Below are 18,201 nucleotides of genomic sequence, written 5' to 3'. Positions count from 1 at the left end.
AATAAGGCTTGGGCAACATATATAAATCAAAAAATACCAACAATCATTGCTATACCATAATTATACTCCAAAGTACGTAAAACGCTTGCATGTTTTGCTTTTAATTATTGAATATTTGCACAAAAAAAGAACGCAGCCAATTGATTCTACGTTCTTTTACTTAAAAAATTAGTGGTATAAGTCGAAGCGACCTTTAGCAATAAATTCTTTGAAGCCACCGATCTCAAAGAGTGACTTGTTCATGATCATTTTCTTCATCATCGAAGCTGGATAACCCTTAATCTCCAATTTTCCGATCACACCAAAACCATGGGTATTACCAACTGAAGCGACTGTTCCTTTACTCTTATAAACAAATGGAACACTCAAATGCCCATTCCCGTTGATCTGTGATTCGAGATCTTTAGCCGCATAGACTGCCATCTCAGTAGCGATCTGAGCCGTTGTTGGATATGGACGTCCACTTTCTTTATCCATCACGGCCGCTACGTCACCTAAGATATATAGATCATCAAAGTTTGGATCAGTCAAATTATCTGTGACTACGACCCGACCACGACGTTCTTGTAAGTTAGATTCACCAACAACGGGACTACCTGAAACACCTGTTGTCCAAATGATCGTTTCAGCTTTTAAGGAATTGGTTTGATCATCTTTTTCGTAGACCACTTCACCAGGTGCCACTTCACTGATCTTAGCACCGCAAAGTAGTTCAACATCCAAGCTTTCAACTAGTTTGACACCATAGTCAGCTAATTTTTCACTAAACATTGGTAAAAGACGCGTTGCTGCTTCAACAACTGTGATCTTAACTTCTGATGGTGCTACCCCAGCAACTTTAGCATATTCTGGGCGTCCTTCAGCTAAAGCACCAGCTAATTCGATCCCAGTAAAACCAGCGCCACAGACAACAAGTTGTAAGTAACGCTTATCTTTTGTTTCTTTGTATTTTTTCATCGAAGCTAAAATATGGTCATAGATCGCCAATGATTGCTTGATGTTTGTCATCTCAAGCGCATTTTCTTTAGCTCCTTTGATCCCAAAGGTTTCAGAAACAAAGCCTAATGCTAAGACACAGTAATCATAGTCGAGTATACCATGTTGTTTTAGTTGCACTTGTTTTTTGGTAGCATCTAGCTTTACTACTTCATCTTGGATAAATTTCGTCACTGCTGGATCAATGATATCAGCGATCGGATAAGTGATCTTCAAAGCCGGTTGGGTCCCAGAAGCAACTTCATGTAATTCCGTTGTTTCATAATGATAATCATCTTTGTCGACTAAGATGATCTCAGCTTTCCCCTTGACTTTCTTTTGTAACTTATGCACCGTTTGTAAGCCTGCATATCCAGCACCTAAAACAACTACTTTTTTCATAAAAAAATCTCCTCGTTAAAAAATAAGATTAAATAAGATACCTAATAAATATAAAATAACTTGTAAAAACGAACCTACAGCTAAAGTTTTGACTGCTGTAATAAAAGTTTCAGCTTTTACTTGTTTTTCCCATAGCAATTTATTTTGCCGGTAGAAAAATGGGAGTGCTAAAACGATCAATAAGACCGTATAGGGGGCTAAGCCAATAAATGGTGTTAAGCACAAACTGACCAACGCCAAAATATTTTTTGCAGTATAGACCTGCAAAGCCCGTTTTTTTCCTAAATAGTGCACGATCGTATACCGATGATTGCGCTCATCTTCAGCTAGATCACAAATATTATTAGCTAACATCAAATTTGAGATCCACAACATATTTGGCAATGCTAATAAAGCGATCCGCCAAAGATCAGAGAGATCAAACGTAAATTCCTGATAAGTATTGATATAAATACTTATCAGCATGATCATTCCACCCATGGTAAAGCCAGAAAAGAACTCGCCGACCGGTAAACTCGATAGTGGACGTGGCCCAGCGGAATATAAGATCCCGACCGCAAAACAAAACATCCCCATCAATAATAACGGCCACCCTGTGCGTACGACCAATACTAGTCCTAAAACAGTCGCGATCCCAGCCATTCCAAGTAACATCCATAAAACTTCTCCTGGTGATAAGTTTTCACGACCAATAATATTGGTCTTTTGTTTATACTCCTCTTTATCAAGAGCATTATGATAGTCATTGTAATTATCCCACGCATCGACTGACATGTTAAATAAAAACATTGCGATAAAAAAGAGCAAAAGATTCGCCCAATTAAGTGAATGATAATAATAATAACTAAAACATACTCCGAGCAAGAAAGGTAAAACACTGGCTGTTTTGGCCTTGATCTCAACAAGTTCAAGGAAAACCTTAAGTGACATTCAAATTACCTCGCTTTGTACTGGTTTAGTCTTCACAGTATAGTGTACAATAAAACTAGATAAATATGTCGGAAGGAAACCTAAATAATGAAATTAAATTTTTGGCAACAGTATCCGTTGGTCAAAGATGATCTGCAGATCGTCAATCAATTGATCGCAAAAAAGATCGAAGTCAACGATCCTAAACTTAAAAGCGCTCTCTTACAGATGGCAAATAACGGCGGAAAATATCTCCGCCCCGCCTTGCTATTGCTCTTTTCCAAGGAAAATTCGACTACGATCGCTGATGAACGTCTCCTTAAACTCGCAGCTTCGATCGAAGTTTTACACACTGCAACTTTGATCCATGATGATATCATTGACGATTCACCTAAACGACGTGGTCAAGTCAGCATTCAATCTGCTTTTGGAAAAGATGTCGCCGTGTATGCTGGGGATCTGTTATTTACTGTCTTTTTTGATCTGATCGCTGATGCTTTATATGCCTCGCCTTATCTCAAAGTCAACGCACAAATGATGCGTCAGATCTTAAATGGTGAGATCGGCCAAATGAATGCCCGTTTTGATACAGAACAGAGCTTTTTGACTTATCTTCGCAATATCAACGGTAAGACCGCTGCGATCTTTAGTCTCGCCTGTCAAGAAGGGGCTTATTTCAGTGAAGCTGACCGGCGCCAAGTCGCTTTAGCTAAACGGATCGGGCAAAATATCGGCTTGAGTTTTCAAATGTTAGACGATATCCTTGACTACTCTGATGGCAAAAATTTAAATAAACCAGTCATGGAAGACCTTGCAACTGGCGTCTATTCTTTACCCTTATTAATGGTCCTACAAGAACATAAAGCCGAATTGATGCCTTATCTAGCTAAAAAAGAGCAGATGACTGCTGCCGATATGGAAGCTGTCAAACAACTCGTCTTAAAATACGGCGGCGTCACTAAAGCCAAAGCCCTAGCTGAAAAATTCATACAAAAAGCGCTCGATCAGACTTCGCAGCTTCCAGCCTCGCAAAAACGCGACTTGCTCGAAAAGTTGATCAAACGCCTTTTGAAGAAAACTAACTGATCAATAGCCTTCATCAACTTGTTTAAGTTTTTGATAACGCTTATTGTCAGCCAGCTGTTTAGGAGCTCCTTGTAGTTTGATCTGGCCATCTTCGATAAAGACGATCTGATCTACATGCTCGACTCCTTGGAGATGGTGTGTGATCCAGATCAAAGTCTTACCCTGTAAGACATCCATGAATGTCTTGACCAAGGCACGTTCGGTGATCGGGTCAAGTCCGACTGTCGGTTCATCCAAAATGATGATCGGCGCATCTTTTAGTAAGATCCGCGCTAAAGCCAAACGGTGTCTTTCACCACCCGAAAATCTCAATCCTGCCTCATCGACCATCGTTTCCAGTCCTTGAGGCAGTTTTTTTATCAATTTTTTTAAGCCTACTCGCTCTAAAACATCCCAAACTTCTTCATCACTAGCACCTTCATTACCGATCCGAACATTATTGACTACAGTCGTATTGAAAAGATATGGCGTTTGGTGGATAACACCGATATATTTAGCGATCTTATCGCCAAATTCTGTCGTTTTGATCGCATTTAAGGTCACTGATCCTGCTGTTGGAGTTAGATCTCCCCGTAATAAACTAGCTAGGGTACTTTTTCCCGAGCCACTTCGACCTAAAATTGCCAGCTTTTCCCCTGGACTTATCTTTAAGTTGACCCCATTCAACACATTATGGTGACCATCAGCATAAGCATATACCAGATCTTTAACTTGCAGTTCATAAGGAGCTGTAACTTCTGGTGCTTTTTGGCGTTTTTCTGGGTTCGGCAAAGCATTTAAACGCTTGATCGAATCTAAATACACGTTAGTCTCTTGGGCAGCTGTTGGCAGTGGCATAAAGGCATCCGCCAACGGAAAGACACAGAGCACAAATGCTGCGATCCAGTTGATCGAATCAGTCTCAGTGCCACCAAAACGACTTGATGCCCAAATGATCAAACTAACAACGATCGCCAAAAAGATAAACTGTCCCACTAGGTCACGGCGCCGTTCAAATTTGCGCATCTTTTCTTGTGTCATAAGCAATTTAGCTTCATTTTCTTCGTGTCGTTTAAGATAATCATTGGCACGTTCTGAAAAGATCCAATCCGAGACTCCTAAGACATTATCGGTAAGATCAAGGTACAACGCATTTTTGAGCTGTTTTTCGTACTCTTGGCGTGCTCCATTGACAACAACCGACCAAAGGGGAAGCGCAAAGATCAAAAGTCCATATAATACAAGCATCCACAAAGCAAACAGCGGTGAGATCACGCCTAAACCAACAATGATAAAGACGTAAAGCCCACAAACTGTAAAATATGGGAAAAGGGTCCGCAGATATAGATTTTGGATATGGGCAACATCTTCTGATAACAAACCTAAGATATCTCCCAAGCGATATTTGTTATTGAAAAAGACCGCATCTCGTTCCAAAGCATCATACATCTTACGCCGAAACTCTGAGGTCATCTTAAAGACCCAGTTATGACTAGTCAACCGTTCTAAATAGTGCAATAAGGGGCGAAAGATCCCAAAAGCTCTCGTCAAAACGATCGGAACATAGACTAATAAGATATTTTCCGGTGGTGTCGCTGATTTTGTGATCAGATAGCCACTGGTAAACATTAAGCCCCCTGCACAGATAAAAGTTAAAATGCCGAGGAAGATCGCCAGCCAAAGTGTTTTTTTATAATGCTTCAAAAACGGCTTGACCCAGCTATCATGTTGCAAAGCTTTAAAAAATGATAACTTATTTAGCATCTGTATCCCCCCTCATTTCACTTAACAACTTACAGAAGTAGCCATTTTTAGCTAAAAGTTCCGCATAAGTACCACTTTCAACTAATTTTCCTTCATCCATGACCAAGATATAGTCCATTTGATGCATCCAATGTAGCCGATGGGTAGCAAAGAAAACTAAACGATCTTGCATCAGTGGCATCATTTTTTCTTTTAATTCCAATTCAGTCTCGATATCTAAGTGTGCAGTCGGCTCATCAAAGATCATGACCTTGCGTTTTTTATCCAAAAATGCACGGGCTAAAGCGATCCGTTGGGCTTGTCCACCTGAAAGTGCACGTTTTCCGCTCCCGATCTTAGTATCTAGACCCTCAGGCAACTCAGCAACTAAACGCTCAAGGCCGACCACTTTGATCGCTTCATAGATCTCTTCATCTGAAACATCAGGCGTATAAAACGCAATGTTGTTTCGTAAAGTATCTGAGAAAACATAAGGCGATTGTGGGATATAGAGGACTTGTTTACGCCAGTCAGCTAGATCCAAGTTAGGTAGCTCATGTCCTTGGACAGTAAATCCACCTGTATTAGGCGTATAAAACCCACTTAACAAATTGATCAAAGTCGTTTTTCCTGAACCACTCATGCCAATGATCCCAACTTTTTGATAGCCTTTGACCGCAAAGCTCACAGGTGCGATCCCATTTTGTTCATCGTAGCTAAAACCCACTTGCTTTACTTTGAAACTATCTTTGACTTGCCACGAAGTCAACTTGACTTCAGAAGCTTTAGGTAGAGGCGCATGGATGATCTTTGCGATCGCATGAAATGAGTTCTTACCATTTAAGGTCGCATGATAGTCATTAGCAAAATTTCTGATCGGCAAGAAATATTCGGGCGCTAAGATCAAGATCGATAGGCCATAGAAAAGTGACATTTGCTGATCGATCAATCTTAGTCCTAAAAAGACAGCCAAAACAGCGATCGATAAAGTCGTAAAGAAATCGAGCGCAAAAGTTGATAACATAGCTACACGTAAGGTCTGCATCGTAGTCTTGCGAAAGTTTTCGCTTGAACGATAAACACTCTTAGAATATCGTTTACTCAAACCAAAATACTTTAAGGTATCAATGCCCCGAAGCGAATCGATAAAGTGATTGGATAGACGTTGAAACGTCGAAAATTGACGGTCAGCTTTAGCTTTAGCTGCAAAGCCCAAAATGACCATAAATAAAACGATCAAGGGGTACACCAACAACATAATGATCCCAGAAGTAATATCCATCCAAAATGTTACTAACAAGATCAAGACTGGCACGATCGCCATACTCATCATTTTACTCAATAATAATTTGATGTAATTTTCTACCTGAAAGATCCCATCCAAAGTCAAAGTCACCAGATTACCTGTTCCTTGAGTTTGGACCACTCCAGGCCCTAGAATAAAGATCTTCTCCAACAATCGTTTTCGCATTTCTTTAGCACTTTTTCGCGCATAATCATCTAATAATTTGGCATCGATCAGATCTATTCCTTGACGCAGGATAAAACAGACCGAAAAAGCACCAATATTGAATACTTGACTCTTTAGTGGCTTTCCCAACCACAGATCAGTCAAAGTAGCACTTAAAAATAAAGCTTGCCCTATGATAAGTAAAGCTTGCAGGAACGAGAGTCCTGCAAGCTTTACCATGATCTGTCTTATTCCTGCTAGTTTAAACAGCAGTTTATCGATCATTATTTAACTACCTCCGCTGTGTGCACAACTGGAAGTGCGATCCGTTTTCTAAAGATCCAGTATGACCAGATCGTGTATGCCAAAACAAATGGCAACAAGCAGATCGTTGCGATCGTCATCACAGTCAGTGTATATGAGGTCGACGAAGCATTTTGGATCAAGAGGTCATACTTATCACTGATGCTAGAGATCATTACCCGTGGGAACATACCTACAAAGATCATTGCGACCAATGAGACCATTGTCAAACCACTAGAAATGAAAGCTAACATTTCGTTGCCCTTGAAAGTTGCAATATGCCCTAAAACAGCAAAGCAAACGATCAAAGCCACTGTGATCAAAGTTCCGAGCGGACGGACTTGGAAGAAGTCTGTCTGGAAGAATAACAAGACTGCAAAGACTACTAGGCCAGCATATAAGATCCAGTAGAGAAAAGCAGCATAGTTACGTGCACGTTCACGAATATCACCGAGTGTCTTTAATGCAATGTAGTTAAGGCCATGTAAATAAGTCAATAAGACTAAAGCCACACCACCAACAACTGACATAACATTGAAGTAATCAAAGAAACCAGCACTCATATTACCATTGGCGTCGATCGGCATACCTTGGATCATTGAAACAAACATCACACCCAAGAAAAATGGTACTATCAAACTACCTAATGCCAAAGCTGAGCTCCAAATATGTTGTTTCTTTGGATCACTCGCTGTTCTAAACTCAAAAGAGACCCCACGGATGATCAAGCCAAACAAGATCATCAACAAGATCAAATAGTAGCCACTAAATAACGTTGCATACCAGTATGGGAACGAAGCAAACATCGCTCCGCCTGCAGTGATCAACCAAACTTCATTACCATCCCAAACGGGTCCGATCGTTTCAATAATTTGTGAGCGTTCATCTTCATTGTGAGCTAATGACCGCGTTGCCATCCCGACCCCAAAGTCAAAACCATCAAGGAAGAAGAATCCTGCAAATAGGACGCCGATCAAAATAAACCATAAAATTTGTAAGAAACTCATTTAAAACGCCCCCTTATCGAATGGATCCAAAATCTTATCTGCATAGCCGTGGCCTTGCATTTGAGTTGGATCATTTTGCAATTGACGTTTTACTAAACCGATCATCACGATGGCAAGCGTCGTAAAGAGCGTGAAGTAAACAATATTTGAGATCAACAAGGAAGTTACAGAAACATTTGGCGAAACACTTTGTTGGATCGTGAATAGACCATAAACAGTCCATGGGTAACGACCAAATTCAGTGATAAACCAACCGGCTGTATTAGCGATAAACGGTACAAATGTCGTTAGTGCTAAAGCCCACAACATCCAGCGCCGTTTATACAATGTTTCTTTCTTCTTACGTGTCATCAATAAACCGACAAAAGAAACTAGAATGATCCAAGCACCAAAGCCAGCCATCACTCTAAAACTCCAGAAAAGTGTATTTACTGGTGGAATGTAATCCATCTTGGTCCCATCGATCGTGGTTCCATATTTTTCCTTCATTTCAGCATTGATCTCATCCATCCCTTTAACTGAACCAGATGGCTTATTATATGATAATAAACTTAAAAGAACTGGAATATCGACCTTATACTTGACCGTATGATTCTTAGTATCAGCGATCCCCACAGCCGTCCACGGTGCAGGATCTCCTGTGGTTTCATAGATCGCTTCAGTTGCAGCGAATTTCATCGGTTGCTCAGTAACAAGATATTTCATTTGGAAGTCACCGACTAGGATCGTCCCAACTGAAAAGATCATTGCCATCCACAAGCCTAAACGCATTGATTTCTTGTAGAGACCCTTAGCTTCTTTGGTAGTATCTTTCTTTAGCATTTGGAAAGCTGTCAAACCAGCGAGTACTACTCCCCCCATAGTTAACGCAGCTAAGATAACATGCCCGTATTCAAACCAAAGTTGTGGGTTTTTCAATAAGGCAAAGAAGTCGACCATTTCAGCACGGCCACCCTTGATCGCATACCCAACTGGATGTTGCATAAATGAGTTAGCTGCCAGGATCCATAACGCAGACGTTAAAGTCCCAAAACAGACCATCCACATAAAGAATAAATGCGTGCCCTTCTTTACTCGATCCCAAGTAAACATCCAAAGACCGATAAATGTAGACTCAATGAAAAATGACAATAAAGCTTCTAGGGCTAAAGGTGCCCCAAAAATATCCCCCATAAAACGTGAGTAATCAGACCAGTTCATCCCAAATTGGAATTCTTGGATCAAACCAGTAACAACACCGACTGCAAAGCTCAGTAAGAAGATATTTCCCCAGAATTTAGCCAACTTTTTATAAGCTTCATTCTTGGTACGTACGTAGAACGTTTCTAAAATTGCAACTACGAAGGCCGTTCCGATCGAAAATGGTACAAAGAAGAAGTGAAAGACCGTTGTCATCGCAAATTGGAAACGCGCTAGATCTACAATATCCATTTCTATCCCTCCATTCTAAAAATTGTTCCATAGTAAATCCTATACACTCTAAGTTTACTCTTGAAACTAAGCGTTTTCAACGATTTAACTCTTTAAATACAGAATAATTTGATTTTTTTGGTATATTTACGTTATTTTTCTTAAAAAATTCTAGCAACTAAAATACCCCCTAAGCATTTAGACGGATATTTCCATCCATTTACTTAAGGGGTATAAAATGCGCTATACAAAAATCTACACTCTTATTTTAAAGTTTTAGTGTTTCTTTTTATAACCAAACTTGAATGTTCCTAATAGCATCAACAACATCATCCCTAAAAGAGTGGTCGACTCGTGTTCGTGTTCACCTGTCTGTGGTAAAACTTCTTTATGTTTTTTTGCACCGGCGGTATGTTGTTTACCTGTAACTTTTTTCCAATTATTTACAGCGGAACCTTCTTTAGGACCATTCACATGAAAAACATCTGTCAAACGTTGTGCTTGATCAGCCTCTACTACATCAACCACGACATTTAACATATCTTTAGATCCATCACGATAACTTACTTCTAGTTTACCGGTTTGAGTCCCAACCCTATTCGTATCGACTAAAACGAGCCATTTTACTTGGGCATCAGTTGGCAATCCTTCATCAAATAAGTCATCTAAAGCCAAGGACGTACCTTTTGTCACTTTAAGAGCAGCACGCATTTTAGGAGTGAAGAGGTCAGCCTCGGAATATACTTTAACACTAACAACTACTTCATCATAGGAACCATCTGGATATACGACTTTAAGCATATTTTTTTGTTCACCTGAGTTTGTAGTATCAAAGTCTTTTTCAAAAGTAAATTGAGTATCCTTCGGGAAGCGATCCGTATCTAAAAATTGTTGTGGGGCAACCTTAGCATTTAAGCTGACCATAACTCCTAATTTTCCGACCGGTGTATACATATCGGCATCAGTCCCTACTTTTACTAATACCTTGACTAAGTCTTTACTTCCATCTGGATATGTCACTTCTAATTCTCCGGCTTGATATCCTGCTTTGGTCGTATCTACTGGTGTCTTCCAGCTTAATCGGGTACCAGTTGGTAAAGTCTTGCCATCTAGCACTTTCGTTGGTTCTAACGTTTCTCCTAATCCTACTTGTAAGTTCTCTTTAGCTTGGGGATCAACGCTTTCAGAGACTGGCTTAGTTACAGGTGTTTCTTTTGGTGGCTCAACTACTTCAACTGTTACTTTCACCACATCTTTGGAACCATCTGGATATGTCACTTCTAATTCTCCGGCTTGATATCCTGCTTTGGTCGTATCTACTGGTGTCTTCCAGCTTAATCGGGTACCAGTTGGTAAAGTCTTGCCATCTAGCACTTTCGTTGGTTCTAACGTTTCTCCTAATCCTACTTGTAAGTTCTCTTTAGCTTGGGGATCAACGCTTTCAGAGACTGGCTTAGTTACAGGTGTTTCTTTTGGTGGCTCAACTACTTCAACTGTTACTTTCACCACATCTTTGGAACCATCTGGATATGTTACTTCTAGTTCACCTGTTTGATGGCCAGCTTTTGTTGTATCTACTGGTGTCTTCCAGCTTAATCGGGTGCCAGTTGGTAAAGTCTTGCCATCTAGCACTTTCGTTGGTTCTAACGTTTCTCCTAATCCTACTTGCAAATTATTTTTAACTTGAGGATCAACGCTTTCAGAGACTGGCTTAGTTACAGGTGTTTCTTTTGGTGGCTCAACTACTTCAACTGTTACTTTTACCATATCTTTGGAACCATCTGAATATGTTACTTCTAGTTCTCCGGTTTGGTGGCCGGCCTTGGTCGTATCTACTGGTGTCTTCCAGCTTAATTGAGTATCTTTTGGTAACTCTGAGTTCAACACATCAGTTGGAGCCAATTCGCCATTCAACGCTACTTCTAGGCCTGAGCGAACTGTTGGCGTCAGTGCTTCAGCGTCCGTACCTACTTTCACTGGAACTTCGACTACTTCTTTGGAACCGTCTGGATATGTTACTTCTAACTCTCCAGTTTGATGCCCGGCTTTAGATGTGTCTACTGGCATCTTCCAGCTTAATTGCGTTTTTTTTGGTAAATCTGAACTCAACACATCGGTTGGTGCCAGTTCTCCATTTAATTCCACTTCTAGACCTAGACGAACTGTTGGTGTTAACGCTTCGGCATCCGTTCCAACCTTCACTGGAACTTCCACTACATCCTTGGAACCATCTGGATATGTTACTTCTAACTCTCCAGTTTGGTGGCCGGCCTTTGTCGTATTCACTGGTGTCTTCCAACTTAATTGGGTATCCTTTGGTAGATCTGAACTCAACACATCAGTTGGAGCCAATTCGCCATTCATCGCTACTCCAAGGTCTGGACGAACTGTTGGTGTCATGGCTTCAGCGTCCGTACCTACTTTCACTGGGACTTTCACTACGTCTTTGGATCCATCTGGGTATGTTACTTCTAGTTCACCCGTTTGGTGGCCGGCCTTTGTCGTATCCACTGAGGTCTTCCAACTTAAGCGGGTTTCTTTTGGTAGATCTGAACTCAACACATCGGTTGGGTTCAGTTCGCCGTTCAAAGCTACTTCAACTGTTGGACGAACTGTTGGCGTCAGCGCTTCGGCATCCATTCCCACTTTCACTGGGACTTCCACTACATCTTTGGAACCATCTGGGTACGTTACTTCTAGCTCTCCAGTTTGATGCCCGGCTTTTGTCGTATCTACTGGCGTCTTCCAGCTTAACTCAGTATTTTTTGGCAACTCTGAACTCAATACTTGTTCTGGTGTCAACTGACCATTCAATGCCACTTCTAGGTCTGGACGAACTGTCGGTGTTAACGCTTCGGCATCCGTACCTACCTTCACTGGAACTTCAACTACTTCCTTGGAACCATCTGGATATGTTACTTCTAGCTCTCCAGTTTGGTGACCGGCCTTTGTTGTATCTACTGGTGTCTTCCAATTTAATTGAGTATCTTTTGGTAAATCTGAACTCAACACATCGGTTGGATTTAGTTCACCATTCAACGCTACTTCAACCGCTGGACGAACTGTTGGTGTCATGGCTTCGGCGTCTGTACCTACTTTCACTGGAACTTCCACTACGTCTTTGGAGCCATCTGGGTACGTTACTTCTAGCTCTCCAGTTTGATGCCCGGCTTTAGATGTGTCTACTGGCGTCTTCCAGCTTAATTGCGTTTCTTTTGGTAAATCTGAACTCAACACATCAGCTGGCTTCAATTTTCCATTTAAAGCTACTTCAACTGCTGGACGAACCGTTGGCGTCAGCGCTTCGGCATCCGTTCCCACTTTCACTGGGACTTCCACTACATCCTTGGAACCATCTGGATATGTTACTTCTAACTCGCCCGTTTGATGGCCGGCTTTTGTTGTATCTACTGGTGTCTTCCAACTTAACTCGGTATCCTTTGGTAGATCTGAACTCAACACATCGGTTGGATTTAGTTCACCATTCAACGCTACTTCAACCGCTGGACGAACTGTTGGTGTCATGGCTTCAGCATCTGTACCTACTTTCACTGGAACTTCAACTACATCTTTGGAACCATCTGGATATGTTACTTCTAACTCACCCATTTGATGTCCAGCTTTTGTCGTATCCACTGGTGTCTTCCAACTTAATTGAGTATCTTTTGGTAGATCTGAATTCAACACATCGGTTGGAGCCAATTCACCGTTCAAGGCTACTCCAAAGTCTGGACGAACTGCTGGCGTCATTGCTTCGGCATCCGTTCCCACCTTCACCGGAACTTCCACTACGTCTTTGGAACCATCTGGATATGTTACTTCTAATTCACCCGTTTGACGGCCAGCTTTTGTCGTATCCACTGGCGTCTTCCAACTTAACTCGGTATCCTTTGGTAACTTTGAATTCAACACATCAGTCGGCTTCAATTCACCATTCAAAGCTACGCCAAGGTCTGGACGAACTGTTGGTGTCAGCGCTTCGGCGTCTGTTCCCACTTTCACTGGAACTTCCACTACGTCTTTTGAGCCGTCTGGATATGTTACTTCTAACTCACCTGTTTGGTGGCCAGCTTTTGTTGTATCCACTGGCGTCTTCCAACTTAACTCGGTATCCTTTGGTAGATCTGAACTCAACACATCGGTTGGTGCCAGTTCTCCATTTAATTCCACTTCTAGACCTAGACGAACTGTTGGTGTTAACGCTTCGGCATCCGTTCCAACCTTCACTGGAACTTCCACTACATCCTTGGAACCATCTGGATATGTTACTTCTAACTCTCCAGTTTGGTGGCCGGCCTTTGTCGTATTCACTGGTGTCTTCCAACTTAATTGAGTATCCTTTGGTAACTCTGAATTTAACACATCGGTTAGGGTCAATTCGCCATTCATCGCTACTCCAAGGTCTGGACGAACTGTTGGTGTCATGGCTTCAGCGTCCGTACCTACTTTCACTGGAACTTCCACTACGTCTTTGGAACCATCTGGATATGTTACTTCTAATTCACCCGTTTGATGAACGGCTTTAGATGTGTCTACTGGCATCTTCCAGCTTAATTGCGTTTCTTTTGGTAAATCTGAACTCAACACATCGGTTGGATTTAGTTCACCATTTAAAGCTACTTCAACCGCTGGACGAACTGTTGGTGTCATGGCTTCAGCGTCCGTACCTACTTTCACTGGGACTTTCACTACGTCTTTGGAGCCATCTGGATATGTTACTTCTAATTCACCCGTTTGGTGGCCGGCCTTTGTCGTATCCACTGGTGTCTTCCAACTTAATTGAGTATCCTTTGGTAACTCTGAATTTAACACATCGGTTAGGGTCAATTCGCCATTCATCGCTACTCCAAGGTCTGGACGAACTGTTGGTGTCATGGCTTCAGCGTCCGTACCTACTTTCACTGGAACTTCCACTACGTCTTTGGAACCATCTGGATATGTTACTTCTAATTCACCCGTTTGATGACCGGCTTTAGATGTGTCTACTGGCATCTTCCAGCTTAATTGCGTTTCTTTTGGTAAATCTGAATTCAACACATCCGTTGGGGTCAATTCGCCATTCATCGCTACTCCAAGGCCTGGACGAACTGTTGGTGTCAGCGCTTCGGCGTCTGTTCCCACTTTCACTGGAACTTCAACTACATCCTTGGAACCATCTGGATACGTTACTTCTAACTCTCCGGTTTGATGCCCGGCTTTTGTCGTATCCACCGGGGTCTTCCAACTTAATTGAGTATCTTTTGGTAGATCTGAACTCAACACATCAGCTGGCTTCAATTCGCCATTCAAAGCTACTTCAACCGCTGGACGAACTGTCGGTGTCATGGCTTCAGCATCTGTACCTACTTTCACTGGAACTTCCACTACGTCTTTTGAGCCGTCTGGATATGTTACTTCTAATTCACCCATTTGATGTCCAGCTTTTGTCGTATCCACCGGGGTCTTCCAACTTAATTGAGTATCTTTTGGTAGATCTGAACTCAACACATCAGCTGGCTTCAATTCGCCATTCAAGGCTACTTCAACCGCTGGACGAACTGTCGGTGTCATGGCTTCAGCATCTGTACCTACTTTCACTGGAACTTCCACTACGTCTTTTGAGCCGTCTGGATATGTTACTTCTAATTCACCCGTTTGGTGGCCGGCCTTTGTCGTATCCACTGGTGTCTTCCAACTTAATTGAGTATCTTTTGGTAGATCTGAATTCAACACATCGGTTGGTACCAATTCGCCATTCAACGCTACTCCAAGGTCTGGACGAACTGTTGGTGTCATGGCTTCAGCGTCCGTACCTACTTTCACTGGAACTTCCACTACGTCTTTTGAGCCGTCTGGATATGTTACTTCTAACTCACCCATTTGATGTCCAGCTTTTGTCGTATCTACTGGTGTCTTCCAGCTTAGTTGGGTATCTTTTGGTAAAACTACAGCTGGAGTCAATACATCGGTTGGCGCTAGCGTCTCGCCTAATGAAACATTTAATCCTTCCTTAGCAACTGGAGCTAAATTCTCTGCTTGAGAAACTATTTTAACCTGTACTGGTAGTTTAGCTGTTGATCCATCCGCAAACGTCAACGTGGCTTCATAACTTTTCACGCCTACTTCATTTGTCTCAACTGGATGATCAAAAAGTGCTTGCGTGACTGAATAAACTTGTCTATCTTGCTCAGTCAGACCTTTTAATGCATCAGTTGCTGGGACCGAAGCCTTCAGATCTTCTACTACTAGTTGCATTTGCAGATCTTTAGCAGCTTCAGCCATTGATGGAGCCACATCCAATTCAACAGGTACTGTTTGAGTCGCTCCATCAGCAAATTCAACTTGCAATGTTCCTTGAACATGATGATCTTGATCAGGTAATGGTGTAGTCACTGGTTGAACTTTCCATGTATATTTAGGATCAAATTTAGCTAATTCGGTCAGATCAGTTACAACGGTACTTGGATCTGGTACTTTTCCCCAAGCCGTTTTGCGTGTTGGATCGACTTGTGCCCCAACTACTTTAACTGGCAATTCGACTGCTAAAGTAGATCCATCCGCAAATGTCAACGTAACTGGATGAGCATTCATCCCCAATTCAGTCGTTTCGACCGCCCCAGCAAATTTTGCTGTTGTTAATTTGGTCTTATTTTTTATTTCAGTTGAATAAGCTGTTAACGCCTGAGTTGGATCAACCTTAGCTCCATAGTTTACTGTAAATGCTACATTACTATTCTTTAGCCCATTAGTTGCTTTTTCTGCATCGGAAGGTTCAACTGTAAAGCTTACCGGTAACTGTTGTGTTGCACCATCCCCATAAGTTACCGTAACTGTTCCAGTGACAGTATGTGTTTGCTCTGGTTCAGGAGTCACGTCAGGATCTGTCACCCACTGATATGTTACTGGGTGTTCTTGCGTTCCAAATCGATCTAGTTCAGACGTATTAGCTACTAGATCTTTAGCTGCAACATTTCTTCCCCAAGGCGTTGTCAGTGCCTGCTTAGCTACTGCTCCCACAACTTTAACTAAGACCTGTGAATCTAGTTTTGAACCATCATTAAAACTCAACTGGACTGGATATAACTTTTCACCAGCAGTCAAAGTATCGACATCTTGTTTAAATACTAGAGCAGTTACTTTAGAATTAGTTTTTTCCTCTGTTGTCAAAGCATTATCAGCAGGAACTTTGGCTCCATAATTGACGCTCACCTCGTTAAGATGCACATCTTGATCATTTGCAAATCGTTCACCTTTTGAAGGTTTGACTGTCAATGAGACTGGAAGCGTCTGCGTTGCTCCGTTATGATAGGTAACTAAAAGTGTCCCGGTTACTTGATGATCCTCCCCTGCACCTGGAGTTACGACAGGTGCATTTTTCCAGCTATAACTTGCACCAAATTGTTCCAACTCATCAGCATTTGTTACCATATCTTTAGCTGTTGGAAGTTTCCCCCAAGCTGTCTCAACCTTTGAAGCTACATTAGCACCTAAAACTTCGACTTGAACTGGTAAAGTTGTCGTCGACGTGTCAGCAAATGTCAATGTAGCAGGAACTTCTTTTGTACCAACTGTTGCTGTGTCTACCGGTGTGGTAAATGTCGCTTGTGTCACGCTAAAGTCAGTCTTTGTTTCTGGCTCTAATGCATGCATCGCATCAAGCTCTGTAGCTCCATAAGCAACTACGACTGGTAATACTTGTTTATCAGTTGCGTTATCAAATCTCTCAGCTTGCGAAGCTAACACAGTCAAAGTTGCGGGTAAATGTTGAACTACTTTATCAGGGTAAGTTACATCAACAACACCTGAAACTACATGTGATTCTTCTTTAGTCGGCGATACATTTGGTCTTTTGTTCCAAGTATAAGTCGGTGTATATTTAGCTAAAGAAGATACATTACTTACTAAAGTTTGTGGAGTCGGCAAAACATTCCAAGCTGTTGTAACATCATTTTTAGCTGTTGCACCTACGACTACAACTGGGACTTCTACTGAAGCTGTCGAACCATCTTTAAAGACTACTTGCCCGTTAGCATTTACTTGACCTAATTTAGTCGTAACTACTGGTTGCTCTAAGGTAACTTGACTTACATTGAAATGCGTTTTTTGTTCTGGCGTCAAACTAGCCCCTGGATCTACCGTTTGCCCATAATGGACCTCGACTTTTGCTGGGGCTACCGTGAACTTACTTGCTTGTGAAGGACCAACTGACACTGAAACCGGAACTTCTTGAGTCGTCTTATCCCCATAAGTTACTACGACTGCATTATGCATTACATGATCAGCAGTTGCTGTCGGGGTCACATTTAATGGTTCTTTCCACTTGTATGTTACTGGTGAATCGGCTTTATCAAATTGTGCTAAAGCTGTAGTATCAGCTACAGCATCTTTAGCTAAAAGCTCGGTGCCCCAAGGTGTTTTCAGATCTGCTCTAGCTGTTGCGCCTACAATGTTTACTGGTACATTTGCTAGCATCGTTTTATCATCTTTGGTAGTGACCGTTACGACTCCACGAGCTTGACCAGCTTTCTTTGTCGAAGGACTCTGACTCCAAGTTACACTCTTGACTAAAGATCTTAACGATTGCCCATTAAGAGTCTTGGTCCCATCTGTTTCATGCCAACTTTCTAATTCTTCAACAGGTAACGGTCTAAGGTCGTCATTTACCTCATTAACGTGCATTACCAATGGCTTGAGCGTAAATTCACCATCTTTTAAATTAACACCTTCGACCTTAACTGGCACTTGGACTTCGATCTCGTGATTATAATTTTTATCATATTGGTCTAGAAAACTTACTTTAACGACCGCATTTTTAGTTCCATTCGTACTTAGATCTGGCTTTTTGATCAAAGCATAAGTCGCATCAGCCGGTAGCTCAGCAGTATTTGCGATCAAGGCCTTAGGTTCTTGCAAAAAGACCGCATTTAGTGGATAAGTTAAGCCCTTCACTGAAGTGAA

Annotated in this window: 8 protein-coding genes; 1 reads left to right on the top strand and 7 read right to left on the bottom strand. The window is 41.8% G+C overall.

The genetic code is table 11. The annotated features are described in order from the left end of the window. Positions 1-168 precede the first annotated feature (168 nt). Together CPS94_RS00475 and CPS94_RS00470 are read right to left on the bottom strand one after the other, a co-directional pair. Positions 169-1,377 (bottom strand): NAD(P)/FAD-dependent oxidoreductase, encoded by a 1,209-nt coding sequence (locus CPS94_RS00475; protein ID WP_112195854.1) that lies wholly within the window; start codon positions 1,375-1,377, stop codon positions 169-171. A gap of 15 nt (positions 1,378-1,392) precedes the next feature. Further along, a complete protein-coding gene (locus CPS94_RS00470; RefSeq protein WP_112195856.1) occupies positions 1,393-2,307 on the bottom strand; it encodes a prenyltransferase in 915 nt (304 codons plus the stop codon). An 87-nt stretch (positions 2,308-2,394) separates the two neighbouring features. Here CPS94_RS00470 and CPS94_RS00465 point away from each other — a divergent pair, with 87 nt between their 5' ends. After that, a complete protein-coding gene (locus CPS94_RS00465; RefSeq protein ID WP_056960249.1) occupies positions 2,395-3,372 on the top strand; it encodes a polyprenyl synthetase family protein in 978 nt (325 codons plus the stop codon). Here CPS94_RS00465 and cydC read toward each other — a convergent pair whose 3' ends face one another. The 5 genes from cydC to CPS94_RS00440 all read right to left on the bottom strand — a co-directional run bounded on the left by cydC (position 3,373) and on the right by CPS94_RS00440 (position 18,192). Beyond that, the gene (gene cydC, locus CPS94_RS00460) at positions 3,373-5,115 is read right to left on the bottom strand and encodes a thiol reductant ABC exporter subunit CydC (protein ID WP_112195858.1); all 1,743 of its coding nucleotides are present in this window, start codon (positions 5,113-5,115) and stop codon (positions 3,373-3,375) included. Beyond that, a complete protein-coding gene (gene cydD / locus CPS94_RS00455; RefSeq protein ID WP_112195860.1) occupies positions 5,105-6,829 on the bottom strand; it encodes a thiol reductant ABC exporter subunit CydD in 1,725 nt (574 codons plus the stop codon). Before cydD ends, cydC begins: the two co-directional genes overlap by 11 nt. Beyond that, a complete protein-coding gene (cydB, locus tag CPS94_RS00450) occupies positions 6,829-7,854 on the bottom strand; it encodes a cytochrome d ubiquinol oxidase subunit II (RefSeq protein WP_004051125.1) in 1,026 nt (341 codons plus the stop codon). Before cydB ends, cydD begins: the two co-directional genes overlap by 1 nt. After that, positions 7,855-9,285, bottom strand: a complete 1,431-nt coding sequence (locus tag CPS94_RS00445; RefSeq protein ID WP_089135682.1) for a cytochrome ubiquinol oxidase subunit I — start codon at positions 9,283-9,285, stop codon at positions 7,855-7,857. A gap of 255 nt (positions 9,286-9,540) precedes the next feature. Further along, positions 9,541-18,192 (bottom strand): Rib/alpha-like domain-containing protein, encoded by an 8,652-nt coding sequence (locus CPS94_RS00440; protein ID WP_112286309.1) that lies wholly within the window; start codon positions 18,190-18,192, stop codon positions 9,541-9,543. Between the last annotated feature and the right edge of the window lie 9 nt (positions 18,193-18,201).

This window comes from Ligilactobacillus murinus, from assembly GCF_003288115.1.
In the GTDB taxonomy this organism is placed as follows: domain Bacteria; phylum Bacillota; class Bacilli; order Lactobacillales; family Lactobacillaceae; genus Ligilactobacillus; species Ligilactobacillus murinus.
The sequence above is the reverse complement of the archived record's forward strand: the minus strand, read 5'-3'. Positions and strand labels throughout refer to the sequence as shown.

Excerpts from the sequence above, each read along its gene's own strand:
- CPS94_RS00475 (WP_112195854.1), bottom strand. The coding sequence starts at position 1,377 with ATGAAAAAAGTAGTTGTTTTAGGTGCTGGATATGCAGGCTTACAAACG.
- CPS94_RS00470 (WP_112195856.1), bottom strand. The coding sequence starts at position 2,307 with ATGTCACTTAAGGTTTTCCTTGAACTTGTTGAGATCAAGGCCAAAACA.
- CPS94_RS00465 (WP_056960249.1), top strand. The coding sequence starts at position 2,395 with ATGAAATTAAATTTTTGGCAACAGTATCCGTTGGTCAAAGATGATCTG.
- cydC (WP_112195858.1), bottom strand. The coding sequence starts at position 5,115 with ATGCTAAATAAGTTATCATTTTTTAAAGCTTTGCAACATGATAGCTGG.
- cydD (WP_112195860.1), bottom strand. The coding sequence starts at position 6,829 with ATGATCGATAAACTGCTGTTTAAACTAGCAGGAATAAGACAGATCATG.
- cydB (WP_004051125.1), bottom strand. The coding sequence starts at position 7,854 with ATGAGTTTCTTACAAATTTTATGGTTTATTTTGATCGGCGTCCTATTT.
- CPS94_RS00445 (WP_089135682.1), bottom strand. The coding sequence starts at position 9,285 with ATGGATATTGTAGATCTAGCGCGTTTCCAATTTGCGATGACAACGGTC.